We start from the raw sequence: 24,622 nt of genomic DNA, 5'->3' as shown, positions 1-24,622 counted from the left end.
GGGCGTCACCGGCGTGTTCATGGCAGACGGGTCATGTGCATGACCCAGTTGGTTTCCCAGCTCTTGCCGCCGTCGGGCGACAGCGCCTGCTCCCAGCGCACGCTGTCGGCGCGGATGTCGGTCCACAGCGCGCGCGAGGGCAGCATCGCGCCTTCGTGCAGTTCCTGGCCTTCGAACACGCCCACGCCGTCGCGGAAGCCACCGATCAGCGGCGCTTCGAGCACGCCGTCGCGGTCGCTGGCCCAGTACACATGCCATTGCCCGGTCTGCGGCCGGTACAGGCGCAGGGCGAAGCCTTCGATGCCGCCGTTCCAGTCGGTGAGGTAATGATCGACGCTGCCCAGGCCGCCGAGCACGGGGTGGCATTCGTCGGTGGCGTCGAATTCGATCCAGTCGCGGCTGCCGGCCAGGCGCTTGGCCAGGCGACGGTTCTTGACCTGCCAACGGCCGTGATAGAAGTCGAAATCGTGGCGGCCGTCGGCCACGGCGGATTCGGGCGCCTTGAGCGCGGCGCGCGGCGGCGCAGGTTCCGCCGGCAGCGCGCCGGCCAGCGCCGCCAGTGGCGCGGCGGCGCCCAGGCGCAGCATCGTCCGCCGTTGCTTGTCCACGTCCGTGGTATCCAATGCCCGCTCCCGTCACCGTGCCGATCGCACACCGACACGATGGGCCCGGGCTGCTGCCAGCCTGCTGTCAGCAGGGCGACGGCGCGGGACGAAAGCGCAATCGCGGGATACCCGGGTTTGGCGCGCCCTCAGCCCGCCGGCGCGAGCGGGAACTGCACCCGCACCTCGAACCCGCGGCCGGGCCCGCGCGGATCGTCGCTCGCGCGCTCCAGGCCCGGGCCGCATTCGATGCGGGCGCCGTGGGTCTGGGCGATGCGCGCGACCAGCGACAGGCCGATGCCGCTGCCGCCGTCGGGGCTGCCCGGCGCGCGGTAGAAGCGGTCGAAGATGCGGTCGCAATCCTCCGGCGAAACGCCGCAGCCGCTGTCGGCGACGCTGAGCACCACCGCGCCGCTGCTGTGCACCGCGCAGGTCACCGCGACCTGGCCCTCGGCGCCGGCGTGGCGCACCGCGTTGTCGATCAGATTGCGCAGCAGGATGCCGAGCTGATCGACATCGCCGAGCAGGCGCGCGGGCTCGGCGCGCAGGCTGATGCGCTGGCGGCGCTCGCGCGCGAGGGTTTCGAAATCGCGGATCACCAGCACGATCAGGTCCGACAGATCCAGCGGCTTGAGCCGCACCGATTCCTCGCCCGCATCCAGCCGCGCCAGATCCAGCAATTGCTCGGACAAGCGCGCGCTGCGCTGCACGCCGGCGTTGAGGCGCACCAGCGCGGCGTTCTTCTCTTCCAGGGTGGTCGCGCGCAAGGCCAGTTCGGCGTGCGTGCTCAACACCGCCAGCGGCGTGCGCAGTTCGTGCGCGGCGTCGGAGATGAAGCGGCGCTCGTGCTGGACCGCGGCATCGACGCGTTCGAGCTGATTGTTGAAGGCGTCCACCAGCGGCCGGAATTCCGACGGCAGCGCCTGGGTCGGCAGCGGGGTGAGATCCAGCGGCGGGCGTTGCTGCAGGATTTCGCGCAGGGCCGTGATCGGACGCAGCGAACGGCCGATGACCTTCCACGTCGCCAGGCCGAACAACATCAGGATCAGGCCGGCCGCGAGCAGGCTGCCGGCGATCCAGCCCTGCAGCTCCTGGATCGCCATCTGCTTGCTGCGCCCGACCTGCACGATCAGGCCGCGGCGGTGATCGGTGAGCGTATACACCTGCCACGGCTCGCCGCCGATGAGGCGGCGGGCGAAACCGTCCTTGAAGGTGGGATTGAGCGGTTGCAGCGGCGCGGCCGCGGAATACACCACGTTGCGGCCCTGCGCCCAGACCTGGAAGCTCATCTTGCGATCGGCCGCGACCGGTTCGGTGGCGCGCTTGGGATCGCGCGAGGGCAGCCGCTCCAGGCCTTCGGGCATCGACGCCAGCACTTGTTCGGCGATCTCGCGCAGCGAGTTGTCGAGCATGCCGGAGTGTTCGCGGCTGAGTTGCCAGACCTGGCACGCCAACCACACGAACCACGCCAGCAGCACGGTCTTGATCAGCACCCAGGTCAGCTTCCAGCGCAGCGAACGGCCGCCGGCGAAGGATTCGCGATGGCCGCAGCGCTGCTGCCATTCGCGCCGGCGCTGTTCGTGATCGTGCCAGCGCTGGCGGCGTTCGTCGTGGTCGCGGCCGTTGCGACCGCCGGCGGATTCGTCCTGCGCGGCGTGCGCCGGCGAGGCGCCGTTGCGGCCGTCGAGGGCGCTCATGCCGGACCGCCGCCGATGCGGTAGCCGTAGCCGTGCACGGTCACGATCAGTTGCTCGCCGAGCTTGCGCCGCAGCTGGTGCACGTACACCGCGATGGTGTTGCTTTCGATGGTGCCGGAGCTGCCGTACACCGCTTCTTCGAGCTGCTCGCGGGTGACCGCGCGGCCCTGGCGTTCGAGCAACAGCATCAGGGTGCGGAATTCATGCCCGCTCAGCGCGACCGGCTCGCCGTCGCGGGTGACCAGACGCCGCGCCGGGTCCAGCACCACCGTGCCGCAGCTGAGCACCGGCGAAACCCGGCCCTGGCTGCGCCGCATCACCGCGCGCAGGCGCGCGCACAGTTCGTCGAACTGGAAGGGTTTGACGATGTAGTCGTCGGCGCCGGCATCCAGGCCGGCGATGCGTTCGCTGAGCTTGTCGCGCGCGGTCACGATCAGCACCGGGGTGGCGTCGTAGCGGTTACGCAGGGTGCTCAGCACGCCCAGGCCGGAGCCGCCGGGCAGGCCGACGTCGAGCACGACCGCGTCGAAGTCGTGATCGACCAGCGCGGTCTTGGCCTGCGGCGCGTCGCCGACCCATTCCACGCGCCAGCCGTCGTCCGTCAGTCCCGCGCGCACGGCCTCGGCCAGCATCACGTCGTCTTCCACCAGCAGGATTTTCATGCCTCGTCTTGCGTCATTTGGCCGCATCGCCAGGACTCAGGCTGCGCCGGCACGATTAAAAACTTCTTAAACGCCGGCGCGCACGATCCGCTCTGACTTCCCGTGGCGCCCCGTCATGTCCGCTGCCCGCGCTTTGTTGCAGACACCGTTGGCGAGGATGCTACGCCCGTCGCGGCCGCCACGGCGCGCGGCGGTTCAGGCAATGGCCGCACCCGGCCGCGATGTCCCCTCCGTCCCCCTAAACCGGAACCCCGCGATGAAATCCCAGCTTGCCGCGACCCCAAGCGCTCCCGCCGAGCGCGGATCCGTCGTCCTGACCGTGCGCCCGGTGCTGCCCGCCGATGCGCCCACGCTGATCGCGCTGTGCGATGAGCATGCCGACAGCCGCGCGCTGGAGCGCCGTCCCTACGGCCCGCCGCGCACGGATGCGCTGGAGTTGATGGAAGTCCTGTTCGAGCCGCCGTTCGGCGCCTGGGCCTGGCTGGCCGAGGTCGATGGCGAGGTGATCGGCTACGCCAGCGCGACCGCCGGGTTTTCGATGTTGGAGCGCGCGTATTGCCTGCAGTTGGACGATCCCTACCTGCGCTCGGCCTGGCGCGGGCGTGGCGTGGAGACCGAGTTGCTGCGGCATGCCTTGGACGCGGCGCAGCGTTTTGGTTGTTTGAATCTGCAATGCCAGTCGCCGGCCTGGAGCGAGGCGGCGCGCGAGTTGGATGCGCCGCTGCGCGCGGTGCGGGTGGAGGCGGTCAAGTATGTGGTGCGGACGGAGAGTGAGGTGGTGGCTGGGTGATGTTGGGGTGCGTAATGGAGTGGGAAGGTGGAGTTGGATTTTTTTCAGGATGTATTGCGTAGCTCGTATTCCTCGCTCCTCACTTCACGCTTCGTATTCTCACTTCGCAATCCGCAATCCGCAATCCACACTTCGCACTTCGTATTTCGCACTTCGTATTTCGCACTTCGTATTTCGCACTTCGTATTTCGCGCCGTTTACTCAGCGCTACGCATTCTTACCTACCGTCATTCCCGCGAACGCGGGAATCCAGTGTCTTTGCCGTGACCTGCACGAAAGTCGCTGGATTCCCGCGTTCGCGGGAATGACGGATTGGAAGGATGGCGCTAAAGGCTCTGGATTCCCTGCTTCGCGGGAATGACGGTCTGGGGAGATGGCGCTTAAGGCTCTGGATTCCGGCCTTCGCGGGAATGACGGTCTGGGCGATGGCGATGGCGATGGCGATGGCGATGGCGATGGCGATGGCGATGGCGATGGCGATGGCGCAAAAGTCTCGCACCGCATCCCCTCACCTCCCCTCCAACACCTCATCCACCGCCCCGCCGTCGAACAGATCCGACTGCGCGATCGCTTCGTCTTCCTCGACGAAACCCGATACGCCCACGCCGACCAGCCGATACAAGGTCGATGCCGGCAACTCCACCCGCGCGCGCAGGCCGCAGGCCAGGTCGGCGAGTTCGGCTTCGCTGGCCGGCGGGTGCGGCGGCGTCAGGCTGCGGGTGAGAATGCGGAAATCCGCGGTCTTGAGCTTGAGCACCACGGTGCGCGCGATCCGCCCGGGATTGCGCTGCAGTTCGCGCTGATAACCGGCCCAGGTCTTGGCGGCCAGCGCGCGTAGGTCGGCTTCCACCTCGCTCAACGGCAGGTCGCGTTCGAAGGTGTCTTCGGAGGAAATCTGCAGCGTCGGTCGCGACGGCTCGACCGGGTGGTCGTCGATGCCGTAGGCCAGTTCGTGCAGACGCCGGCCCCAGCGGCCGAAGCGCTGCTCCAGCGCCAACGCGCCCAGCGCGCGCAGATCGGTGACGCGCTGCACGCCCAGTTCGGCCAGCTTGGCTTCCATCACCTTGCCCACGCCGGGCAGGCGCCCGACCGGCAACGGCGCCAGGAACGCTTCGACCTGATGCGGCTTGACCACGAACAGGCCGTCGGGCTTGTTCCAGTCCGACGCGATCTTGGCCACGAATTTGTTCGGCGCCACACCGGCCGACGCGGTCAGCCGGGTTTCCTCGCGGATCGCGTCGCGGATGGCTTGCGCGGTCGCGGTCGCCGAAGGCAGGCCGGTCTTGGTCGCGGTGACGTCCAGATAGGCTTCGTCCAGCGACAGCGGTTCGATCAGATCGGTATGCCGCTCGAAGATCTCACGCACCTGTCGCGACGCTGCCTTGTAGCGCACGAAATCCGGCGGCACGAACACCGCATGCGGGCACAGGCGCTCGGCGCGTACCGCCGGCATCGCCGAGCGCACGCCGAACTTGCGCGCCTCGTAACTGGCCGCGCACACCACCGACCGCGAGCCGCGCCAGGCCACCACCACCGGTTGCCCGCGCAGCGCCGGATCGTCGCGCTGTTCGACCGACGCGTAGAACGCGTCCATATCGACATGCAGGATCTTGCGGCTGGAAACGGACACGGTACGCTGGTGGCGGGGCGACGGCGCATAGTAGCCCGGACGCGCCGTCGGCCTGCAGTGACGTGCGCCGCGGATGCTCTGCGCGCGCCACCGCACGCAGGCGGGCATCCACTCGCACAAGCGCGACCCGCGGGCGATCTTCAGAACGTCGGCATCAACACATTGGCATCGTTCAAGCCGGCGCCGTAAACGCCGTCGCCGTAGGCGAACTGGCGCGGATTGCCGAGCGCGGCGATGAGTTGGTCGAAGGCCGCCGGAATCGTGCCCTGCCAGGTCGAGATCTGGCCGATCACCATCGTTGTCAGCGGATCGTAGTCCCAGGCTTGCAGCACGTTGATGACGGTGGCGACGTCGCCACCGCTGAATCGGGTGCCGTCGGCGGCGTCGATCGCCAGATGGATGCCGATCACATCGGTGCCGTCGTTGTTGCGCGCGGCGATGCCGATGCACGAGGAGAAACCGGTGAACTGGATGGTGGGCTGGGTGTCGTCGCCTGCGCTTGCGACGTTGGCGGCCGCGGCCCATTGGCGTTCGGCGATCGCCAGCGCATTGCCGGCCGGAGTAAGGGTGTAAGGCATCGCTGCGCTCCTGTGCACGGCGGAATGCCGCGTCGCGACGATGAAACGCCTTGGTTCCGCGTTTTCGCCATGGGGACCGCGCGCGCAGGCGCCGATGCCGGTTCGCTCGCGCTTTGCCGCGGCTTGCGCGTTTGCTTGCGCGCATCCGGCGCGGGTCGGTCCGTGCATGCAAGCTTGGATGCGGTCGCGCCATTCACGTTCCTCGCAGCGCCGCGTTCTGCCGGGCATGACTTCCGAACTTCGTCTGCAGCCCCCCGCCGCCGCCGCCATCGCCGCGCATCCGTGCTTCACCGGACTGCCGCCGCCGGACACGGACGACTTCGACTCGCTGTGCCGGTTCTGCGAAGACCATCGCGTGGCCGTGCTGGCCTCGCTGCCCTGGGTCGCGGCCGAGGTCGCCGGCCTGAGCGGGTTCGATGCGATGCTGCGGCTGGTGCTGCGCCACGGCGGGCGCCGGCTGTATCTGCCGCGCGACCGCCTCGCCTGTTCGGACCGGCTCGAAGTGCCGCTGGACCCGGCCACCCACCGGCGCCTGCTCGACCGCGCCAGCGCCGCCGGCACCATCGAGATCCCCTCGGCCTGGGGCGTGTTCGTCGGCCTGCGCCGGGTCGCCATCCGCGCCGCGGTGCGCGCCGGGCGCAGCCAGCGCGAGGTCGCGCAGGCCTTCGGCGTGACCGAGCGGCATCTGCGCCGCGAGGCCGATTCGATCCATCTGAGCGAACGCGCGCGGGCGGCGGAGAACTGAGCGAACCCGCGCGCCACCCGGGCTCCGGCCCCGCCCTGCCCGTCGCCGAACCCCGATCCAGCGCGCAAAAACTGAATGCGCACGCGCCGGCGGTCTGCGTCCGGTCACCCGCATCGGCGACAATGGCGCCCCTCGCCGCCACTGCCCCGAGCCCATGTCCTCCGTCCTGAGCCCCAGCAACACCTCCATCTCCCTGACCCGCTACCTGATCGAGGAACAGCGCGCCGGGCGCATCAATCCCGACCTGCGCCTGCTGATCGAAGTCGTCGCCCGCGCCTGCAAGACGATCTCCATCGCGGTCGGCAAGGGCGCCCTGGGCGGTGTGCTCGGCGATGCCGGCACGCCCGGCGCGGCCAGCATGAACATCCAGGGCGAGGCGCAGAAGAAGCTCGACGTGCTCAGCAACGAAATCCTGCTGGAAGCCAACGCCTGGGGCGGCCACCTCGCCGGCCTGGCCTCGGAGGAAATGGACACCTCGCATCCCATCCCCGACGTCTACCCGCGCGGCAACTACCTGCTGCTGTTCGATCCCCTCGACGGTTCGTCCAACATCGACGTCAACATCTCGGTCGGCACCATCTTCTCGGTGCTGCGCGCGCCCGAAGGCGTGACCCAGGCGCAGGACAAGGACTTCCTGCAGCCCGGCACCGAGCAGGTCTGCGCCGGCTACACCACCTACGGCCCCAGCACCATGCTGGTGCTGACCATCGGCAACGGCACCCACGCGTTCACGCTCGATCGCGAAGTCGGCAGTTTCGTGCTGACCACGCGCGGCATGCAGATCCCGGACGACACGAAGGAATTCGCGGTCAACATGTCCAACCAGCGCCACTGGCAGCCGCCGATGCAGGCCTACGTGACCGATCTGCTGGCCGGCAAGGAAGGCCCGCGCGGCAAGGACTTCAACATGCGCTGGGTGGCCTCGATGGTCGCCGACGTGCACCGCATCCTGACCCGCGGCGGCATCTTCAGCTATCCGCTCGACGCCAAGTGCGAGGCGCAGGGCGGCAAGCTGCGGCTGATGTACGAAGCCAACCCGATGAGTTTCCTGGTGGAACAGGCCGGCGGCGCCGCCAGCACCGGCCGCCAGCGCCTGCTGGAAGTGCAGCCCACCGGCCTGCACATGCGCGTGCCGGTGTTCCTGGGCAGCAAGGCCGAGGTCGAGACCGCGGTGCGCTATCACCATGAGTTCGACGCCGAGCAGGCGTGATCCACGGGCGGCGGGACCGGGCCGGTTCCGCCGCCTTTTTTCCCGCCGGCCTGGGACGTGGTTCGCGCGGCGGTGAGGGTGCGTGGGTGATGTCCGCGACGGGCGCGAAGTAAATATCCGACATGGTTCCAGCGACGAGGACGGCGCGGGCATGGCTCTGAGCGCCGCGCAGCGCCGTGGGCTTCGTGCGCTGCGGTGAAGATGTCGTCGCAGCGCGTGCTTTCGCGCGTCCCGTCTTCGCCAACATTCTTCGCCGTATGCTGTGTGTGACCGCGGTTAGATCGAAACAATTCCGTGGCTCGTTTCTTGCACCCCGCCAAGCCGCCCGCATAAACGCAGCAAGCCCGGCCTACCGGCCGTCGGTGACCGCCTTTCGCCGGACTCTGCGTTGGAGTAATTACTTGCGGTAATTGCAGGCGCCTTGCGCCGGCGGGGAATACAGCTATGGCCAACGGCATCCGTGGCGACTTGGGGAGTCGCTCCGCAACGCATCCTGCGTCCGCGCGGGTCGTTGCCGCGCGCGGCGACGGTGCGCGCGAACTCATCTACCTCAGTCCCGGCGGCGCCGGACGCATGCATGCGCTCGCCCCGCTGCAGAACCTGGGCTGGACCCTGCGCCGCGCGCCCGACGCGCGCGCCGCGCTGCGGCAACTGCAGTCCAGCCCGCGCCTGCCGCATGCGGTGCTGATCGATCTGCGCGAAGGCTTCGACGCGCGCGACCTGGAAGAACTCGGCCCCGCCCTGGCCGCGCAGAACGCCGGCTGGATCGCCGGCGTCGCCTCGGCCCAGCTCGACGACGAACCCGCGCGCCGGCTGATCCGCGACTACTGCTACGACTACGTCACCCTGCCCTGCCCGGAAGCGGTGCTGCACACGGTGATCGGCCACGCCTACGGCATGGCCGCGCTGGCCTGCGGCGCCGGCAGCGCCGACGTGCTGTGCAGCGGCGGCGTGGACGGCATGATCGGCGAAAGCGAAGCCATCCGCGCGCTGTGCCGCGGCCTGCACAAGGCCGCCTCCACCGACGCGCCGGTGTTCATCGCCGGCGAGACCGGCACCGGCAAGGAACTGGCGGCGATGGCCGTGCACCGGCAGTCGCATCGCAGCCGCAATCCGTTCATCGCCATCAACTGCGGCGCGATCCCGCACAACCTGGTGCAGTCGGAATTGTTCGGCTACGAGCGCGGCGCCTTCACCGGCGCGCAGCAACGCAAGCTCGGCCGGATCGAGATGGCCAACGGCGGCACCTTGTTCCTGGACGAAATCGGCGACCTGCCGATGGAGAGCCAGGCCTCGCTGCTGCGGTTCCTGCAGCAAGGCTCGATCGAGCGCCTGGGCGGGCACGAACAGATCCCGGTGGATGTGCGCATCGTCTCGGCCACCCATCACGATCTCGATCAGGCCATCGCCGACGGCCGCTTCCGCGCCGACCTGTTCCACCGCCTGTGCGTGCTGCGCCTGCAACAGCCGCCGCTGCGCGAACGCGGCGGCGACATCGACCTGATCGCCGACCACGCCCTGCAACGTTATGCGCAGGAAACCTCGCGCGGCATCAAGGGTTTCTCGCCGTGCGCGCGCCAGGCCATGCACCGGCATCCGTGGCCGGGCAACGTGCGCGAACTGATCAACCGCGTGCGCCAGGCCGTGGTCATGGCCGAAGGCCGCTACATCACCGCCGCCGACCTGCACATCGACGATGCCGCCGACGGCGTGCCGATGACCCTGGAAGAAGCCCGCGATCTGGCCACGCGCGAAGCCATCGAACGCGCCTTGCACCGCAATCGCCGGCGCCTGGGCGAATCGGCGCGCGAGCTGGGCGTGTCGCGGGTGACCTTGTATCGGTTGATGCAGCGGCTGGGCATGCGCGGCGGCGAAGAAGAGATCGACGACGACGCCGTGCGCACGGCTTAAGCCGTCGCCGGGTCGCCCGGTTCGTCCGCGGCCTCCGTCCTCGCCGGTTCGATCCGGTGCACGACCACTTCGATCGCATCGATGCCCGGGGTCGAAGCCTGTGTGCTCCACAGCGCCAGCTCATCGATGATCAGGCCATTGAGGCTCCAGCCAAGACCGGTGCGCTGGGCCAGGGCGATCGCCGCCACCACGCTGTCGGACCACGATGCGGTCGCGTGCTCTCTGCGCGCCTGGATCTTGTAGCCGCCCTTTTCGTACGGCGCGACCGTCAACGCAGACACTTCGACCTGGGCGCGGCGGAAATGCCTCGCCGCGAGCTTGCGCGCCGCCGGTTCGGTCTTGGTCGGAACGAACAAACGCCAATGCAGGTTCATGACCGCGCCCACGCTGCCGATGCAGGAACAAACCAATGGTTCATCGGCGGTGCTTCCCGATATCGCGATCGTGAGTGGCGCGATTCTGGCGCCGCGGCGAAGCGCCACGCAATTGCAATTGAAATCGCTGCAAGCGCGCGTCACATAAAAAACGGGGCGGAGATCGGGCCTCCGCCCCGGCGTGGGGCGTCGTGCGACGCCGTTGCGCTGAAAGCTTGAATCGCCGCGCGGCTCAGAAGGACTTCGAACCGCGCATCGAAAACACGAAATTCGGCGCGTCCGGAGTGAGGCCGGCGGCCAGTTGGCCGTTGATGGTCCAGCCCGAGGGCAGCACGTAGCTCGCGCCGATGTTCAGGGTGGTCGAATTGCTGGAGCTGCCCGGGACGCGGCGCTTGCTGCCGCCCGGCGCGGTGATGTGGGTCGCGCCGGTCACCGACGTGGCGACCGAGAAGCTCACCGCCGAGCGATCGTTCAGCGCGATGGCCAGGCCGCCGCTGAGCTGGATCGCGTTGCCCAGTTCGACCCGCGCCGGCGAGATCTGCTCGGCCACTGGCGAGATGTCGCCGAAGTTCGTCGGCTGGTTGTAGGTGTAGCCGACGTTGCCGAACAGGATCACCGGATCGTAGGTGCGCAGCGCCGAGACGTTGACCGTCGCCGCCCACACGCCCGAGCCGGTCGGCAGGTTCTCGGGGATGTTGAGGTTGTTGTTGTCGCCGTCGGGCTGGATCAGCTTCAGGCCGAACGGATCGCGTCCGGTAGGCGCGCGCACGCGCAGGCTGGTGACGATGTCGGGCCAGCGCTGCGATTCCTTCACCCACTGGTAGTACGCCGCGACGCTGGCGTCGCCCACGCCCTGCGAACGCATGCGCACTTCGCTGACCACGCTGGACGCGCCGCCGGCGCCGCCGCTGACGAAGCGCGAGTCGCGGTACACGTACGGCAGGCTGGCTTCGACGCTGATGCGGTCGGTGAGGCCGTAGCGGCCGCTGAGTTCGAAGGTGGCGACGCTGGCCTTGGTCTGATCGAGGTTGATGCTGCCCAGGAAGATCGCGTCCAGGGCCAGAAAGCCGCTGAGCGCGAGTTGGCGGCGGTCGTAGTAGCTGTAGCTCAGGCCGGTATCGAGGGTGAACTTGCGCTCGAACAAGGGCGCGTGTTCGCGCACCACCAGGGCTTTTTCCTGCTCGCGGCGTTGCGCGTCCTCGGCGCGCTGGGTCTGGCCGACCTGCACCGGCGCGTCGCGATCCTGGTCGCTGGCCGCGGTGGCGGCGGCCTTGCGCTTGGCCTGTTCGGCGACGTCGCGCGCGTCCTGGCCGACCAGTTCCTGCTGCGGACCGTCCGGCGCGGACAGGCCGCGGCCACGCTGGGTCAGTTGCAGGTCGCCGAGCTGATCGCGCAGTTGCTGGATTTCGGCCTTCTGCGCGTCCAGCTCGCGGCTCATGTCGAGCATGCGCTGGTGCAGCGATTTGAACTGCGCGCGCTGTTGTTCGATGGCCTCGCCGCCGTCGTCGGCCGCGCGCGCGGGCGCGCTCAGGGCCAGCGCGAGGGCGAGGGCGAGGTAAAGCGGTGCGTGAGCGGCGCGCATGATCCTGGCGTCCATGACAAGAGGAAGGTGAATTCAGCGAGGCAGCGCGCGCAGGCTGTCGAGCGCCTGCTGCAGGCCGAGTTGCCGGCTCAGTTGCGGCGTCATCGCCGCGGTGACGATCTGCAGCTGCAATCGGTTGCCGGCATCCATGCCGTTGCCGGCGATGCGGCCAAGCTGGGCGATGCCGCCTTGCGCGCCGGCAGCCAGGCGCTGCTGTATCGACGCGCCCGGCCCTTCGATGCCCACCTGCACGCCGCCGTCGAGGAAAGTCACTCGCGCCTGCATCGTGCCGGCGCTCGCGGCGCTCCGGCTTTGGCCGTTGAAACCGCTGGCGTCGGTGTTGGCCTGGGCCTGATCGACGAAACCGATCGAGGTCAGATTGGACAGGCGATTGCCGTCGCCGGCGATCTGCGCGATCTGGCCGATGCCGCGCACCTGCACCGCATCCGCGCCGCTCGCGCTGCTGTTGGTCGGCAATGCGCCGCCGCTGCCGGCTTCGGCGTGGCTGCGCGCATCGACCGACACCGCGAAGCCGGCGCCGTCGCGTTGCACCAGCAGCGAGCCGCTCGCCATTGCCGCGCCTTGCTGCGGCGTGTTCAAGCTGGAGACGACGTCCACGCGCAGACCGACCAGCATCTGTGCGCCGAAGTATTTGCCGCTGATCTTGGCCAGAGTGGCTTCATCGACCAGATCCGCGCGCAAAGGGGGCAGGGCGACCGCGGGTTGCGCCGCGGCCGCCGCTGCCAGGAGGGCCGAGAACAGGGCACGGGGGAGTGATGGGCGGTTCATCGGACACCTCGGAACGAGTGCATGCGTCGCGGCTCGCGACGCGGAAAGTCAGAACAGATCGGCGATCACCAGACCGAACTCGACCACGCGCGGCGGCGCGGTCGCGCGGTCGAGCGCGTCCACACGGCGTTGCAAGGCCGGCGAGCTGCGGTTGTTGACCAGGTAGGAATCGGTGCGCATCGGCTGATCGGAGACCACGGCCAGGACGATGCCGTTCCAGCCGCGCACGAAGTCGGCTTCCTGCATCACCCGATGGCCCAGCGCGGGATCGGCGACGAATACGCGGCCGCCGGCCGCGCCCTTGACCACGACGAAGTGGCGATAGCCCTTCAGGTCCAGCAGCGCGATCACCGGCATCTGCAGGCGGTACAAGGCGTCGGCGTCTATGCGGAAGCCGTGCGCGCGCAGGCCGATGCTTTCGACGTAGCGCTTCATGTCCAGCATCGAGAAGCCGTTGCGCACGACTTCGTTCGGGTCCACGCCGATCATCATCTTCTTGATCAGCTCGGGCTCGCTGACCTCAAGGCCGTAGCCGTAGTGCAGCAGGCTGGCCAGCGCCGCCGAGCCGCAGCTGAAGTCGTAGCGCTGATGCAGCAGATCGCGATAACGCAGATCGCGCAGCGTGCGCATCGGCTTGACGATCGGCGAAGTGCCGTTGCCGGTGAGGCGGGTGACATCGACCGCGGTGCGGCGTTCCTCAGCCGACTGCGCGCGCGCGCCGCCGGACAAGGCGGCGACGGTCAGGGCAGCGAGCAATGCGGTGCGGATCGGCGACATGGCGGCGGGGCTCGGGTTGGAACAGGGCGGATGGATCGAACTCCGCGATGACCGACGCGCGGTCATCGCGGAGGCGGGACTGGGGACACTCAGTCGCCGCAACTGGTGCAGGGCGGAGGCGGCGGCGGCGGTGCGCAGGCGCCGCAGGACGCGGTCGCGATCGACAGACCGTTGTGCTGCAGGTTGCCGATGCCCGAGGCGACGTTGACGCCGATGTTGCCTTGCGCGCCGGACAGCGCATTGCCGTCGAGCGAGGCGTACAGGTCCAGGCTCATGCGCCGGCCTTCGCTGTCGAGCAGATTGCCGACCGAGAGCTGTTCGCTGTCGGAGGTGGCGATCGCCACGGTGCCGGAGCTGTTGACCGAGGCGGCCATGCCGTTGCCCTGCGCGTTGCCGACGCCGGCGGCGACGTTGACGCCGATGTTGCCCTTGGCGTTCGACAGCGCGTTGCCGTCGAGCGTTGCGTCGTAGTACGTGTCGTCGGTGTTGGTGGTGGCGAAGTTGCCGAGCGAGGCCTGGCTGCCGAACACCATCGCCGAGGCGAACACTTTCTCGCCGTCCACCGCCGACAGCGCGGTGTCGTTGGCCTGGGCGTTGCCGACGCCGGCGGCGACGTTGGCGCCGATGTTGCCCTGCGCGTCCGACAGCGCATCGCCGCCCAGATGGGCGTCGTGGTCGCCGTCGCCGAGCGATTGATTGAGCAGCGTGGTCTGGTCCTGATCGACCGTCGCCGCCGATTCGGACGCGACCTTGATCTTGCCGCGAACCTTGACCCGGCCCGATACGTCGATGTGATTGCCGACGTAGGTGTTGCTGTGGATGTCGGCGGCGTCGCCTTCGGCGAAGGCCGGCAAGGCCACGATGCCGGCCAGCGCGATCGCCAGCACGGTGTATTGGAGTTTCATGGTCGTTCTCCGTTAGAAGCGCGGAACGGCCGCGGCCTGCGCCGCGGCCGCGTGCGCATTACTGGCAGCTGCCGCAGGACGCGGTCGCGATCGACAGGCCGTTGTGCTGCAGGTTGCCGACACCGGCGGCGACGTTGGCGCCGATGTTGCCCTGCGCGCCGGACAGCGCGTTGCCGGCCAGGGTGGCGAAGGTATCGAGGTCGCAGGCCGCGGCCAGCTCGTTCATCCACGCGTCCTGCTCGCTGTCGGAGGCGGCCTTGGCGATCGTGCCGGAGCTGTTGACCGAAGCGGCCATCGCATTGCTCTGCGCGTTGCCGACGCCGGCGGCGACGTTGACGCCGATGTTGCCCTTCGCGTTCGACAGCGCATCGCCGTTGAGGGTGGCGTCGTAGTAGGTGTCCTGCTGGCTGGAGTAGGCGTAGTTGAAGCCCGAGCTCTGGCTGTTGAAGGTCATGGCCGAGGCGAAGACTTTCTCGCCGTCCACGGCCGACAGCGCGGTGTCGTTGGCCTGGACGTTGCCGACGCCGGCGGCGACGTTGGCGCCGATGTTGCCTTGCGCATCCGACAACGCGTTGCCGCCGAGGCGGGCGCTGTGGTCGCCGTCGCCGAGCGAGGCATTGCCTTCGGTGGTCTGGTCCTGATCGACGGTCGCGGCCGATTCGGACGCCACGCGGATCTTGCCTTTCACCCGCACCTTGCCGGATACATCGATGTTGTTGCCGATGCTGGTGGTGCTGTGAATCTGGGCGTCGTCGCCTTCGGCGTAGGCGGGCGCGGCGATGACGAGGCCGAGCGCGAGGGCAAGCAGAGTCAGTTGCGCTTTCATGGTTCTCTCTCCTGGTGGTGGTTGAGTAGTGCTTGGGTTCTGCCGTCTTTTTTTATGGAACGCCCCCGGGCAGTTGGAGCACGATGGCGTTGACCGACGCGTTGCCGGTCCCCGCCGTCTGATTGAGTTGCAGCACGCCCCGGCCGCCGCGGAAGGCGTCGTCGGCGATGGCCGCATCGCGCAGGCTGGGCGCGCTTTGGGTTTCGATGCTCGGCGCGCCGGCCACGTCGGCCAGGGCGTTGTCGTCGACGCCGGCGATGTGCGCGATGCCGGTTTGCGCGTCCTGCGCCAGCACGAAGGAATTGAGTTGCGCGTTGCCGGCGCCTGCGCTCTGGTTGAGCGAAAGCAATCCGTCGTGGCCGGCGAAGGCCTGCGCGTCGATACGCGCGCTCGCCTCGCGCCGCCGGTCTTGCGCGCCGATCGCGCTGCGTTGCCGCGCGTGCTGTTCGATGAGGGCCAGGCCGTCGGGGGCGATCGCGATCGCGGCCAGATTGGCTTGTGTGTTGCCGGTGCCCGCGCTTTGGTTGATCGCGACGCGGCCGTCGATGCCGCGGCCGGCCGCGCCGATGTGGGCGCGATCGCGGCCGCTCGGCGATTGGGCGTTGCTGTCGGTGGAGATCGCGGTGGCGAGCAGGCACGCGGCCAGCCACAGCGGCGTGAGGCGCAGCGAGCGCAGGCGTGCGTTCATCGCCCGCTCCCCTGCAGTTGCGGCGCCAGCGCCTGCATTACGCTGCCGGTGATGCGATCGCCGAGGCCGGCGGTCGCGGCGGTGACCGCGCCGCCGACGCTGGCGGTCGGGCCCATCGGCGCCGTCGACGCGGACGGGCCGAGCATGGGATTGGCCGCGCCGCTGACCGGCACCAACAATCCGTTGAGGGTGTTGCCGGCGAGCAGCGGGCTCAGGCCGGTGGAACCGTGCTGATCGAGTTCGGCATCGCCCAGCAACGGCGACAGCGAACGCTCCAGCGTGCCGTGGAAGACCTGCCCGGGAAACGCCGTGGCCTGGGTGTGCACCGGATTGTCCTGCGCCGGCAGCGCGCGGTAGGCGATGCGCGGGTGGACGGTGCGAGCGATGACGATGTTGGTGTCCTGCTCGCCGGAATCGCGGTCCTGCGCCGCCGCCACGGGGGCGAGTCCGGCCGCCATGCAGACCGCGGCGACACTCAGGGCCCGCAACCAGGGGCGGTGTGGAATACCAGGGGCGAACAGAGGCATGACGGCGAACTCCGGGGCAGGGGACTCTCGCGGGGCCCGCATCGGGGCAATCGAGGCGGACGAGCAGGGCTAACGCGAAAGCCGTGCCAAGTTCGCAAGGCCATGAATTCAAAGAGATTTCAGGAAGTACAGCGGCGCGTGGCCGGCGCGGCCGCCGCTAAACGTTGCGCTGTCGCAACGCCCGATGAAATTCGCACTCGCAGCATTCGCCTGCTCAGCTTTGGCTCGGTGAATGCGTTCAGGCCCGTCCAGCGGACCTTTGAGACGCCTGTACGGCGTGGCCGCCGTCGTGTCGATCCGACGTTGCCTTTTTGCAACCTCGGCCCCCCGTGCGAGGATGGCCGCTTTCCACGCGCTTGCCGTTCGCGCGTTCTCTCACAGCCCAGCGCCTGCCATGTCCTCAACGCCCGATTCCGTTGCACCCACCGGCTCAGACGATTTCATCGAGGTCTATCCGCAGGCGTTGACGCGCGAGGAATGCGCGCAGCTCGTGCGCCGCTTCGACGCCAGCGGCGACAGCGAACCGGGCCGGGTCGGCGGCGGCGTGATGCCGGATCTGAAGGACAGCCGCGATCTCACCATCACCGGCCGCGAGGGTTGGAAGGATGTGGAGGTCGCGTTGAATCTGGCGGTGTTCCGCGGCTTGCTGAAGTATCTGCGGCGTTATCCGCACACCATGATCGCGCCGTTGATGCTCGAAGCGCCGGCCGCCGACGGCAAGCGCCATCGCCTCACGCCCGAGCGCATGGCCGAAATGGACGACGGCGCCTTGGCGCCGATCGCGCAGACCGTGTTCCGTCCGGGCGCGATCAACCTGCAGCGTTACACCGCCGATCGCGGCGGTTACCCGTACTGGCATTGCGAGTTGTATCCGCGCGATCAGACCGCGGAAACCCTGCACCGGCATGTGCTGTGGACGATCTATCTCAACGACGGTTTCAGCGAGGGCGAGACCGAGTTTCTCTACCAGCGCCGCAAGATCGCGCCGCGCGCGGGCGATCTGCTGATCGCGCCGGCGGCGTTCACCCACACCCATCGCGGCAACCGGCCCAAGGGTGGGGACAAGTACATCGCCACCAGCTGGATTTTGTTTCAGCGCGCGGAGCGGTTGTACGGCGGAGGGTAAGCGCTGGGTGTGCGGTGCGGCACGCTGAGGCGTAGAGCAAATCCCCCGGCGCTGACGCGACGATCAGTTCACGATTTCTCGCAGGCGCCCTGCCCCCTTTTTCAAAGGGGGCGAATTGACGCGCTCGCGAAGAGGACGCGGCTATGGCCAGCGTCTGGAGATTCCGCGCAGCGCCAAATCGCGCTGCCGTATCCGACGGGGTTCCCCCCTTTGAAAAAGGGGGGCCAGGGGGGATTTGCTTCTGCCTCTATCCCCGAAGCAATCAGGGATTACGCGGATGATTCAAAACCAGCCAATACAACCCGACCTGCTTCACCGCCCACACGAACTGCTCGAAATCCACCGGCTTCTGGATATAGCTGTTGACCCCGAGCGCATAGCTGGCCTCGACGTCGAACGGCTCGGTGCTGGTGGTCAGCACCACCACCGGCAGCGTGCGGGTGGGTTCGTGGGCGCGGATCGCCTGCAGTACTTCGCGGCCATCGACCTTGGGCAGATTGAGGTCCAGCAGCACGATCGACGGCAGATCGGCCGGATCGCGATCGGAGTAACGGCCGCGGGCGAACAGGTAATCCAGCGCCTCGGCGCCGTCGCCCATCACCACCAGCCTGTTGGCGATCTTGGCCTCGTCGAAGGCGAGCCGGGTCAGCTCGACGTCGTCGGGGTTGTCCTCGACCAGCAGGATTTCCTTATGCATCTGCGCTTTCCTCGCCCTTGAACCGCAAGGGCAGTTCGACTGTAAACGTGCTGCCCGCGCCGGGCTGGGAGTGCGCGCGCAACTGGCCGCGATGACGCTCGGCGACCCGCCGCGCGATCGCCAGCCCGAGGCCGTGACCGCCGCCCTGATCCGGCCCGTGCAGGCGCTGGAACGGCTCGAACAGCTTGTGAGCATAACGCATGTCGAAACCGGCTCCGTGGTCCTGAATCGACAACTGCAGGCGCGATCCGACCACCTCGCCGCGCACCTGAATGCGCACCGGGGCCAGCTCGCCGCCGGGTTCGCCGGCGGCCCGCTCGCACGAGAATTTCCACGCGTTATGCATGAGTTGGTTGAGCATCAGCTTGAGCAGGCGCTCGTCGCCCTCGACCTGCAGGCCGGGCTGCACGCTGACTTCGCCGCGATGCCTGGGATCGGCGTCCTGCAGCTCGGCGCCGACCCAGTCGGCGAGCAGGCTCAGGTCCACCGGGGCGATGCGCATCTCGGCGCGGGTCACGTGCGACAGCTCGGTCAGCGCCGCCAGCAGGCCGGTCATGCGCGAGGCCGCGGCGCGGATCCGGGTCAGGTAATCGCGATCGGTTTCGTTCAAGCGCTCGGCCGCGCGCTCGCCGAGCAGGGCCGAGAAACTTTCGATCGAACGCAGCGGCGCGCGCAGGTCGTGCGCGACCGCGTCGGCGAACAACTGCAGCTGGCGATTGGACGCGTCCAGCGCGGCGCCGTGCTCGGCCATGCGCGCGCTGCGCGCCAGATCGGCCTCGCGCTCGTCGCCGATGTCGCGCATGTGCGAGATGAAATACTGCGGCTTGCCGTCTTCGTCGCGCATCACCGCGATGTTGAGCTGCACCCACACGTCGCTGCCGTCGCGATGCACATAACGCTTGTGCTCATCGACCGAGGCCAGCGCGCCGCTGACCAGCGCGGCGACCAGGTTGTTGCTGATCGCCAGATCGTCGGGATGGGTGACTTCGCTGTAGTGATGACCGCGCAATTCTTCGATGCGGTAGCCCAGCAGTGCGCACAACGCCGGATTGACCTCCAGCCAGATGCCGTCGATCGAGACGATCGCCATGCCGATGTTCGACGCCGCCATCGCCAGGCGGAAACGGTCGTCGGCGGCTTTGCTGGCCGGCATCGTGGGGTGCGGCAAGGTCATCGCGGTAACGCTGTGGTCGCACAGGGGGTCCGAAGTGACCGGGGAGTGTATCCAATGCCGCCGTGATGGTGCGGTGGACGGCGCACACGGCTCGGACACAGCCGGCTCAAGCACAATCGCGCAATGGACTTTTCTCAGATCGCCTTCCTGCTGATCCTGGCAGCCGCCCTGTACCTGTTCGTCAGCGAGCGCCTGCGGGTCGATGTGACGGCCATGATCACCCTGCTGGCGCTGGTGCTCAGCGGCGTGCTGGACGCGAAACAGGCCTTGTCCGGCTTCGCCAGCGAACCTGCGATCATCGTCGCGGCGGTGTTCGTGATTTCTGGCGGCCTGGCCGCGACCGGCATCACCGAGCGCCTGGGCCAGGGGATCGGCCGCGCCGCCGGCCGCAGCGAGAGCCGCGCGATCGCGGTGACCATGCCGGCGGTGGCGGCGCTGTCCTCGTTCACCCACCACGTCATGGTCACCGCGATGATGCTGCCGATCCTGACCCGGTTCGCCAAATCGCGCGGGCTGTCGGCCTCGCGCCTGCTGATGCCGATGTCCTTCGCCGCCTCGCTGGGCACGACCCTGACCCTGGTCAGCGCGCCGGCGTTCCTGCTCGCCGACAACCTGATCGAGCGCACCGGCGCACCCGGCCTGGGGATTTTCTCGATCACCCCGATCGGCCTGGCCCTGGTGGTGGTCGGCGTGCTGTACATGCTGGCCGCGCGCTGGGTGCTGCCCAAGCGCGGCGGCGAACACGGCGACGACGGCTATCTGCGCCTGGACCGTTACCGCACTGAGCTCGTGATCGTCGAAGGCTCGCGCTGGAGCACGCGTCCGCTGTCGGAATTGCAAAAAGCGCTTGGCGACCGCTTCGTGCTGACCGGCTGGCTGCGCGACGGCCAGCGCCGCCAGGACCTCGGCCCGGGCAGCGCCTTGATCAGCGGCGACATCCTGCTGGTGGAGGCGTCGGCCGACGCACTCGCCTCGCTGCACGACGACCCCGGCCTGGACCTCAACGCGATCAAGCGCTTCGGCGAGCACGCCGACGGCGACGGCGAGCCGCAGCTGGTGCAGGCGCTGGTCGCGCCGGGTTCGGAATTCGTCGGCCGCAGCGTGCGCGAGCTGGATTTCGCGCGCCAGTTCCACGCCGTCATCGCCGGCCTGTGGCGGCGCCACGGCGCGGTCGCGCCGCGCTTGTCCGACGCGCGCCTGCGCGAAGGCGACCTGCTGGTGCTGTGGGGCCGGCCGGCGCGTTTCGCCGAACTGGCCGCGCACCACGGCTTCCTGATGCTGGTGCCGTTCGCCGGCGAAGCGCGGCGGCGGGTGCGCGCGCCGCTGGCGCTGGGCATCTTGCTGATGACCATCGTCGCGGCGGCGACCGAATGGCTGCCGGCGTCGCTGGCGTTCCTGCTGGGCGCGGTGGCGATGGTGGCCACGCGCTGCGTCGATGTCGAACAGGCCTATCGCGAAATCGACGTGCGCATCTTCGTGATGATCGCAGGCGTAATTCCACTGGGCGTGGCGATGGAGCAGACCGGCACCGCGCAGTTGCTGGCGCAGGGCATGCTGCAGGTGATCGCGGGCTGGTCGCCGCTGGCGATCTTGCTGGTGATGTTCACCGTCGCCGCGCTGCTGACCCAGATCCTGTCCGATGCGGCGACCACGGTGCTGTTGGGGCCGATCGCGATTTCACTGGCGCAATCGCTGGGCCTGCCGCCGACGCCGTTCGTGGTATGCACGGCGCTGGGCGCGGTGGCCGCGTTCCTGACTCCGATCGGTCACCACGGCAACCTTCTCATCCTCGGCCCGGGCCAGTACCGCTTCAGCGATTTCCTGCGTATCGGCCTGCCCTTGACCATGCTCATCGCCTGGGTCAGCGCCTGGATGGCGCGCTGGCTGTGGTTGGGCGGGCCGTTGCTGCCGGGCGCGTCCTGAGCCGGCGCCGCGGCGTGCAGCAGAAACGGCCGCGGCGCCTGCGCAGAGCGTCAGCAGGCACAGCGTCGCGAGCAGATGGCGCGGACGGGACGCCCTGTGCCGCGCGCGCGGCGCGGGTCGCATGGCCGTGGTCGTGGCGTTCGCGAACATGGACGGTCCTGTCGGGCCACAGCGCTGCGGCGAAGACACGCTAGAGGCATTGCCGGTGCGGTGAATCCGCCTAAGGTCGAGGGGCGCGCGGGGTTTGCGGGGTTCGCTCATGCAGTGGCAAGGCGGGCGGCGAAATCGCATCGCTTGCAGGGGCCGCCGTGAAGCTGCGATGCGACCGGAGCCGAAAGCGTCGGATCTGAAAGGCCCTCCCACCAAGAGGGGCTTCCCACAAAGCGGTCTCCTGCGAAGGGCCATCCTGCGAAGGTTTGCGGACGTGACAGCGGTCACGTGGTTGTAAGGAATTCCCTACAGCACGCCCTGGGGTCCCCTGAGGGTAAATGCTTAGTCGCTAAGTCACCTTATGCACGCCCCGACAGCACGACTTATGCGCCGGCAACGGACGCCGCTCAGCAAGGGAATAAGTCGCCGCCTTGAGCAAGCGGTCAAGCTGGGTCGGGGCATCCCGTTTCATTCGATGGTCGACGACCCCATGCCCTACACGGTGCAACTCAACGAATCCACCTACCTCGGCCGCACCTTGTCGTGCGACGTGGCCGAGGAGCGTTTCGACAATGTCGCCGCCGCTTCGGCCGCGGCCAAGAACGAGGCCTTCCATTTGTCGGTGCAGCTCGGCGTCGCCGTGGCGATCCGCATTTTCGAAGACCGGCGAATTTTCCTGTCGCACATCATGCCGGCGCCGCAGCGCTGAGGCATGCGGCCAACGCGCCGCATGCAGATGTAATCCGCAGGCGCCACGCGCCTGCCGCCATCGCCACGACACAAGCCCATCGGCCGCGCTCGCGGCCTTTCGGCGTTTGTTTCGTGTCTTCAGCCATAGGCGCCTGTTAGACGCACATCGCATTTCGTGAAGGAAATACGTCACCCGCGCGCCCGCAAGGTGGGGTGAGAAGTGTCCGGGAGCGTTCGAATTGGTGGGGAAACGATGGATAACACGCGTCCTTCCTCGTCGTAGGCGCGTCTTTCCAGGCATTACAAGCTCCCTGCCGTTGTGCAGTAACGCCGATTTCGCGACATCGATCGCGAAACGGCGATTTTGCGTTCTTTCCTATTTTTGCTTTGCATGACTCGGAGAACTTCGCATGTCCATGAAACAACGAGTGCTGACCGCATCGATCCTGCTTGCGATCACCGGCACCACCGCGACCGCGCTGATCACCGCGCATCGCGACGACGCCGCCAGCGGCGCCGCCCAGACCGCCGCCGCGGCGAATGCGGCCGCGCGCGCGCCGGATGCGGCCGCGCGTTCCAACGCCAGCGTCCGCGCCACCGCGGAAAACACCTTCGCCGATGCCAGCGCCGTCTCAGGCGCCACCCCGGCCGCGCAACTGGAACGCCATCCGGCGGTGCAGCGCGCGCGCGAACTGCTGCAGGCGAGCAAGGCCGGCAGCGCCGGCGCGCAAGGCCTGGCCAACGCCGGCGCCAACGCGATGGCGGCGGAAAGCTACAAGCCGCGCGATGTGGTGGTCGAAGCCGACGGCAGCGAGCACGTGCGTTTCCAGCGCGAATACCAGGGCCTGCCGGTGATCGGCGGCGATCTGGTCACCCACGCCAAGGGCGGCCTGCTGACCTCGATCAGCAAGACCCTGGACCTCAAGCTCGGCGACGGCGGCTCGGTCACGCCCAAGCTTTCGCAGAACCAGGCGATCGCCGACGCCGGCGTGCATTTCGCCGGCCGCTTCATCGAGGCGCCGAAATCGCGCACGGTGTATTTCGCCCAGAACAACCAGCCCAAGCTGGCGTATGAAGTCAGCTTCCGCGGCCTCAACAAGGCCGAACGCCCGGTCCATGATCTGATTTACGTCGATGCCGACAACGGCAGCTTCCTCGGCCGCGACAGCCGCATCTACACCGCCGAAGCGGCCGAAGGCCAGGGCTTCACCATCACCCGCGGCAAGGTGCCGATCTCCACCAGCAAGGTCAGCGCGGAGGAAAGCGACGGCCGCGGCGCGGGCTTCCTGCTGCGCGACGACAAGCGCGGCGGCGGCACCGTGCACAACACCGGCGGCACGGTCGTCGACCTGGTGTTCGGCGGCGGCGACTTCACCGCGCCGCCGATGTTCGATGCCGACAACCTCTGGGGCAACGAGCAGATGACCAACATCGAGCGCACCGGCGTGGAAGCGCATTACGGTGTGTCGAAGACCTGGGACTACTACAAGAAGTACTACGACCGCCTCGGCATCTTCGGCGACGGCCTGGGCGTGCAGAGCTTCGTCAATGTCACCTTCACGTATTTCTTCTTCATCGACGTGGGCGGCACCAACGCGTTCTGGGACGGCGACGCCAAGCGCATGGTCTACGGCAACGGCGACTACGGCGTGTCCAACCCGGTGGTCGCGCTCGACGTGGCCGGCCACGAGATGTCGCACGGCGTGACCCAGGCCACCTCGGGCCTGCTGTACTCGGGCGACGCCGGCGGCTTGAACGAAGCCAACTCCGACATCCACGGCACCCTGGTCGAGTTCTACGACAACAGCCCGAAGGACCCGCCGGATTACCTGATCGGCGAGAACGTGATGCTCAGCGGCGTGCCGCTGCGTTTCATGTTCAAGCCCAGCCTGGACCAGGACGCCGACGGCGTGGGTTCGTTCGACTGCTACCCCGCCGGCGGTTTCGACCCGGAGAACCAGGCGCACGATCCGCACTACACCTCCGGCATCGGCAACCACTTCTTCTACCTGCTGGCCGAAGGCCAGAAGGTGCCGAAGTCGCATCGCAAGACCGTGTTGCCGTCGGATCTGGTCTGCAACGGCGCGACCGGCCTGAAGGGCCTGACTGCGACCGTCGCCGGACAGATCTGGTACCGCGCCAACACCCTGTACCTGACCTCGCAGGCCACCTATCCGGATGCGCGCGTGGCGACGCAGACGGCGGCGCAGGATCTGGTCGATCGCGGCCTGCTCAAGGCCAGCGCGGTCAAGACCGTGGCCTGCGCCTGGGAAGCGGTCAACGTGACGCTGCCGGAAGGCTCCACGGCGGCGCGCTGCAAGAACTGAGGAATCGCTCTGAGCCGTACCCGGGCTCGAATTGGTAAGTGTTTGCGGTCTTTGCGGCCCCCGTTGCGTTCGCGCGGCGGGGGCCGTTCTTTATCCGGCCGTGTCGATGCACCGGTCGTGCTTGCCCTGCCCTCGCAACGACGGCGGTGGCGACGATGCGATGCGCATGAGATGAGTGGCGCGGCGCGCGCCTGAGCGGTGAACCCGCCAGATTCCGCCGGGTTCCGGCCATCGCCGACACG

The 24,622-nt window shown here is 68.4% G+C and carries 24 protein-coding genes; 9 read left to right on the top strand and 15 right to left on the bottom strand.

The genetic code is table 11. The features are described from left to right. Positions 1 to 17 precede the first annotated feature (17 nt). The 3 genes from LG3211_RS00235 to LG3211_RS00225 all read right to left on the bottom strand — a co-directional run bounded on the left by LG3211_RS00235 (position 18) and on the right by LG3211_RS00225 (position 2,961). Positions 18 to 623 (bottom strand): hypothetical protein, encoded by a 606-nt coding sequence (locus LG3211_RS00235; protein ID WP_057941081.1) that lies wholly within the window; start codon positions 621 to 623, stop codon positions 18 to 20. Positions 624 to 751: 128 nt separating this feature from the next. Beyond that, positions 752 to 2,299, bottom strand: a complete 1,548-nt coding sequence (locus LG3211_RS00230; RefSeq protein ID WP_083512186.1) for an ATP-binding protein — start codon at positions 2,297 to 2,299, stop codon at positions 752 to 754. After that, positions 2,296 to 2,961 (bottom strand): response regulator transcription factor, encoded by a 666-nt coding sequence (locus LG3211_RS00225; RefSeq protein ID WP_057941080.1) that lies wholly within the window; start codon positions 2,959 to 2,961, stop codon positions 2,296 to 2,298. The genes LG3211_RS00230 and LG3211_RS00225 overlap by 4 nt, the downstream gene beginning before the upstream one ends. 256 nt (positions 2,962 to 3,217) lie before the next feature. On the opposite strand from LG3211_RS00225, the gene LG3211_RS00220 reads away from it, so the two are divergent. Continuing rightward, the gene (locus LG3211_RS00220) at positions 3,218 to 3,751 is read left to right on the top strand and encodes a GNAT family N-acetyltransferase (protein ID WP_187313105.1); all 534 of its coding nucleotides are present in this window, start codon (positions 3,218 to 3,220) and stop codon (positions 3,749 to 3,751) included. A gap of 508 nt (positions 3,752 to 4,259) precedes the next feature. On the opposite strand, the gene dinB is transcribed toward LG3211_RS00220, so the two are convergent. Both dinB and LG3211_RS00205 read right to left on the bottom strand, forming a co-directional pair. Further along, entirely contained in the window at positions 4,260 to 5,345 is a 1,086-nt protein-coding gene (gene dinB / locus LG3211_RS00210) for a DNA polymerase IV (protein ID WP_057945158.1), read from the bottom strand. 176 nt (positions 5,346 to 5,521) lie between these two features. Continuing rightward, entirely contained in the window at positions 5,522 to 5,959 is a 438-nt protein-coding gene (locus tag LG3211_RS00205) for a hypothetical protein (RefSeq protein WP_057941077.1), read from the bottom strand. Positions 5,960 to 6,185: 226 nt separating this feature from the next. On the opposite strand from LG3211_RS00205, the gene LG3211_RS00200 reads away from it, so the two are divergent. From LG3211_RS00200 to LG3211_RS00190, 3 genes are all read left to right on the top strand, one after another. After that, complete coding sequence (locus tag LG3211_RS00200; protein ID WP_057941076.1) at positions 6,186 to 6,704, top strand: hypothetical protein; 519 nt, start codon at positions 6,186 to 6,188, stop codon at positions 6,702 to 6,704. A 154-nt stretch (positions 6,705 to 6,858) separates the two neighbouring features. Further along, complete coding sequence (locus LG3211_RS00195; RefSeq protein ID WP_057941075.1) at positions 6,859 to 7,914, top strand: class 1 fructose-bisphosphatase; 1,056 nt, start codon at positions 6,859 to 6,861, stop codon at positions 7,912 to 7,914. Positions 7,915 to 8,487: 573 nt separating this feature from the next. Then, on the top strand, positions 8,488 to 9,825 hold the full coding sequence (locus LG3211_RS00190; RefSeq protein WP_057945157.1) for a sigma-54 dependent transcriptional regulator: 1,338 nt from the start codon (positions 8,488 to 8,490) through the stop codon (positions 9,823 to 9,825). On the opposite strand, the gene LG3211_RS00185 is transcribed toward LG3211_RS00190, so the two are convergent. Then, a complete protein-coding gene (locus tag LG3211_RS00185) occupies positions 9,822 to 10,199 on the bottom strand; it encodes a hypothetical protein (protein WP_057941074.1) in 378 nt (125 codons plus the stop codon). The two genes, LG3211_RS00190 and LG3211_RS00185, sit on opposite strands and share 4 nt — an antisense overlap. On the opposite strand from LG3211_RS00185, the gene LG3211_RS26185 reads away from it, so the two are divergent. Next, entirely contained in the window at positions 10,198 to 10,347 is a 150-nt protein-coding gene (locus tag LG3211_RS26185; RefSeq protein WP_187313104.1) for a hypothetical protein, read from the top strand. The two genes, LG3211_RS00185 and LG3211_RS26185, sit on opposite strands and share 2 nt — an antisense overlap. Positions 10,348 to 10,431: 84 nt before the next feature. Here the strand turns inward: LG3211_RS26185 and LG3211_RS00180 are convergent, their stop codons facing one another. From LG3211_RS00180 to LG3211_RS00150, 7 genes are all read right to left on the bottom strand, one after another. Next, positions 10,432 to 11,781, bottom strand: a complete 1,350-nt coding sequence (locus LG3211_RS00180; protein WP_083512828.1) for a transporter — start codon at positions 11,779 to 11,781, stop codon at positions 10,432 to 10,434. A gap of 33 nt (positions 11,782 to 11,814) precedes the next feature. Further along, positions 11,815 to 12,570, bottom strand: coding sequence for a hypothetical protein (locus LG3211_RS00175; protein WP_148648673.1), 756 nt, complete (start codon positions 12,568 to 12,570; stop codon positions 11,815 to 11,817). Between the two features lie 48 nt (positions 12,571 to 12,618). After that, the gene (locus LG3211_RS00170) at positions 12,619 to 13,347 is read right to left on the bottom strand and encodes a C39 family peptidase (RefSeq protein WP_083512182.1); all 729 of its coding nucleotides are present in this window, start codon (positions 13,345 to 13,347) and stop codon (positions 12,619 to 12,621) included. 89 nt (positions 13,348 to 13,436) lie between these two features. Next, positions 13,437 to 14,252 (bottom strand): hypothetical protein, encoded by an 816-nt coding sequence (locus LG3211_RS00165; RefSeq protein WP_057941071.1) that lies wholly within the window; start codon positions 14,250 to 14,252, stop codon positions 13,437 to 13,439. Between the two features lie 58 nt (positions 14,253 to 14,310). Continuing rightward, positions 14,311 to 15,078 carry a hypothetical protein gene (locus LG3211_RS00160; protein ID WP_057941070.1) on the bottom strand — a complete coding sequence of 256 codons (768 nt, stop codon included), beginning with the start codon at positions 15,076 to 15,078 and terminating at the stop codon, positions 14,311 to 14,313. Between the two features lie 52 nt (positions 15,079 to 15,130). Continuing rightward, positions 15,131 to 15,766 (bottom strand): hypothetical protein, encoded by a 636-nt coding sequence (locus LG3211_RS00155; RefSeq protein ID WP_057941069.1) that lies wholly within the window; start codon positions 15,764 to 15,766, stop codon positions 15,131 to 15,133. After that, on the bottom strand, positions 15,763 to 16,293 hold the full coding sequence (locus LG3211_RS00150) for a hypothetical protein (RefSeq protein ID WP_148648672.1): 531 nt from the start codon (positions 16,291 to 16,293) through the stop codon (positions 15,763 to 15,765). Before LG3211_RS00150 ends, LG3211_RS00155 begins: the two co-directional genes overlap by 4 nt. A 394-nt stretch (positions 16,294 to 16,687) precedes the next feature. Here LG3211_RS00150 and LG3211_RS00145 point away from each other — a divergent pair, with 394 nt between their 5' ends. Next, positions 16,688 to 17,419 carry a 2OG-Fe(II) oxygenase gene (locus LG3211_RS00145; RefSeq protein ID WP_057941067.1) on the top strand — a complete coding sequence of 244 codons (732 nt, stop codon included), beginning with the start codon at positions 16,688 to 16,690 and terminating at the stop codon, positions 17,417 to 17,419. A 262-nt stretch (positions 17,420 to 17,681) separates the two neighbouring features. On the opposite strand, the gene LG3211_RS00140 is transcribed toward LG3211_RS00145, so the two are convergent. Continuing rightward, complete coding sequence (locus LG3211_RS00140) at positions 17,682 to 18,116, bottom strand: response regulator (RefSeq protein WP_057941066.1); 435 nt, start codon at positions 18,114 to 18,116, stop codon at positions 17,682 to 17,684. Further along, a complete protein-coding gene (locus LG3211_RS00135; protein ID WP_057941065.1) occupies positions 18,109 to 19,290 on the bottom strand; it encodes a sensor histidine kinase in 1,182 nt (393 codons plus the stop codon). The genes LG3211_RS00140 and LG3211_RS00135 overlap by 8 nt, the downstream gene beginning before the upstream one ends. A gap of 123 nt (positions 19,291 to 19,413) precedes the next feature. Between LG3211_RS00135 and LG3211_RS00130 the strand changes: the two genes are divergently transcribed. The 3 genes from LG3211_RS00130 (at position 19,414) to LG3211_RS00120 (ending at position 24,380) form a co-directional block, all read left to right on the top strand. Beyond that, a complete protein-coding gene (locus LG3211_RS00130; RefSeq protein ID WP_057941064.1) occupies positions 19,414 to 21,213 on the top strand; it encodes an SLC13 family permease in 1,800 nt (599 codons plus the stop codon). Positions 21,214 to 21,838: 625 nt separating this feature from the next. Further along, positions 21,839 to 22,072 (top strand): hypothetical protein, encoded by a 234-nt coding sequence (locus LG3211_RS00125; protein ID WP_057941063.1) that lies wholly within the window; start codon positions 21,839 to 21,841, stop codon positions 22,070 to 22,072. A 391-nt stretch (positions 22,073 to 22,463) separates the two neighbouring features. Then, a complete protein-coding gene (locus LG3211_RS00120) occupies positions 22,464 to 24,380 on the top strand; it encodes a M4 family metallopeptidase (RefSeq protein WP_083512181.1) in 1,917 nt (638 codons plus the stop codon). Positions 24,381 to 24,622 lie beyond the last annotated feature (242 nt).

The organism is Lysobacter gummosus (assembly GCF_001442805.1).
In the GTDB taxonomy this organism is placed as follows: Bacteria; Pseudomonadota; Gammaproteobacteria; order Xanthomonadales; family Xanthomonadaceae; genus Lysobacter; species Lysobacter gummosus.
This window is presented reverse-complemented; position numbering and strand designations above follow the sequence as displayed.

Bases quoted from the DNA above. Each gene is read 5' to 3' on its own strand.
- LG3211_RS00205 (WP_057941077.1), bottom strand. From the start codon at position 5,959: ATGCCTTACACCCTTACTCCGGCCGGCAATGCGCTGGCGATCGCCGAA.
- LG3211_RS00230 (WP_083512186.1), bottom strand. From the start codon at position 2,299: ATGAGCGCCCTCGACGGCCGCAACGGCGCCTCGCCGGCGCACGCCGCG.
- LG3211_RS00150 (WP_148648672.1), bottom strand. From the start codon at position 16,293: ATGCCTCTGTTCGCCCCTGGTATTCCACACCGCCCCTGGTTGCGGGCC.
- LG3211_RS00225 (WP_057941080.1), bottom strand. From the start codon at position 2,961: ATGAAAATCCTGCTGGTGGAAGACGACGTGATGCTGGCCGAGGCCGTG.
- LG3211_RS00170 (WP_083512182.1), bottom strand. From the start codon at position 13,347: ATGTCGCCGATCCGCACCGCATTGCTCGCTGCCCTGACCGTCGCCGCC.
- LG3211_RS00165 (WP_057941071.1), bottom strand. From the start codon at position 14,252: ATGAAACTCCAATACACCGTGCTGGCGATCGCGCTGGCCGGCATCGTG.
- LG3211_RS26185 (WP_187313104.1), top strand. From the start codon at position 10,198: ATGACCGCGCCCACGCTGCCGATGCAGGAACAAACCAATGGTTCATCG.
- LG3211_RS00160 (WP_057941070.1), bottom strand. From the start codon at position 15,078: ATGAAAGCGCAACTGACTCTGCTTGCCCTCGCGCTCGGCCTCGTCATC.
- dinB (WP_057945158.1), bottom strand. From the start codon at position 5,345: ATGGACGCGTTCTACGCGTCGGTCGAACAGCGCGACGATCCGGCGCTG.
- LG3211_RS00175 (WP_148648673.1), bottom strand. From the start codon at position 12,570: ATGAACCGCCCATCACTCCCCCGTGCCCTGTTCTCGGCCCTCCTGGCA.
- LG3211_RS00155 (WP_057941069.1), bottom strand. From the start codon at position 15,766: ATGAACGCACGCCTGCGCTCGCTGCGCCTCACGCCGCTGTGGCTGGCC.
- LG3211_RS00120 (WP_083512181.1), top strand. From the start codon at position 22,464: ATGTCCATGAAACAACGAGTGCTGACCGCATCGATCCTGCTTGCGATC.
- LG3211_RS00200 (WP_057941076.1), top strand. From the start codon at position 6,186: ATGACTTCCGAACTTCGTCTGCAGCCCCCCGCCGCCGCCGCCATCGCC.
- LG3211_RS00145 (WP_057941067.1), top strand. From the start codon at position 16,688: ATGTCCTCAACGCCCGATTCCGTTGCACCCACCGGCTCAGACGATTTC.
- LG3211_RS00185 (WP_057941074.1), bottom strand. From the start codon at position 10,199: ATGAACCTGCATTGGCGTTTGTTCGTTCCGACCAAGACCGAACCGGCG.
- LG3211_RS00130 (WP_057941064.1), top strand. From the start codon at position 19,414: ATGGACTTTTCTCAGATCGCCTTCCTGCTGATCCTGGCAGCCGCCCTG.
- LG3211_RS00125 (WP_057941063.1), top strand. From the start codon at position 21,839: ATGGTCGACGACCCCATGCCCTACACGGTGCAACTCAACGAATCCACC.
- LG3211_RS00220 (WP_187313105.1), top strand. From the start codon at position 3,218: ATGAAATCCCAGCTTGCCGCGACCCCAAGCGCTCCCGCCGAGCGCGGA.
- LG3211_RS00140 (WP_057941066.1), bottom strand. From the start codon at position 18,116: ATGCATAAGGAAATCCTGCTGGTCGAGGACAACCCCGACGACGTCGAG.
- LG3211_RS00190 (WP_057945157.1), top strand. From the start codon at position 8,488: ATGCATGCGCTCGCCCCGCTGCAGAACCTGGGCTGGACCCTGCGCCGC.
- LG3211_RS00195 (WP_057941075.1), top strand. From the start codon at position 6,859: ATGTCCTCCGTCCTGAGCCCCAGCAACACCTCCATCTCCCTGACCCGC.
- LG3211_RS00180 (WP_083512828.1), bottom strand. From the start codon at position 11,781: ATGCGCGCCGCTCACGCACCGCTTTACCTCGCCCTCGCCCTCGCGCTG.
- LG3211_RS00135 (WP_057941065.1), bottom strand. From the start codon at position 19,290: ATGACCTTGCCGCACCCCACGATGCCGGCCAGCAAAGCCGCCGACGAC.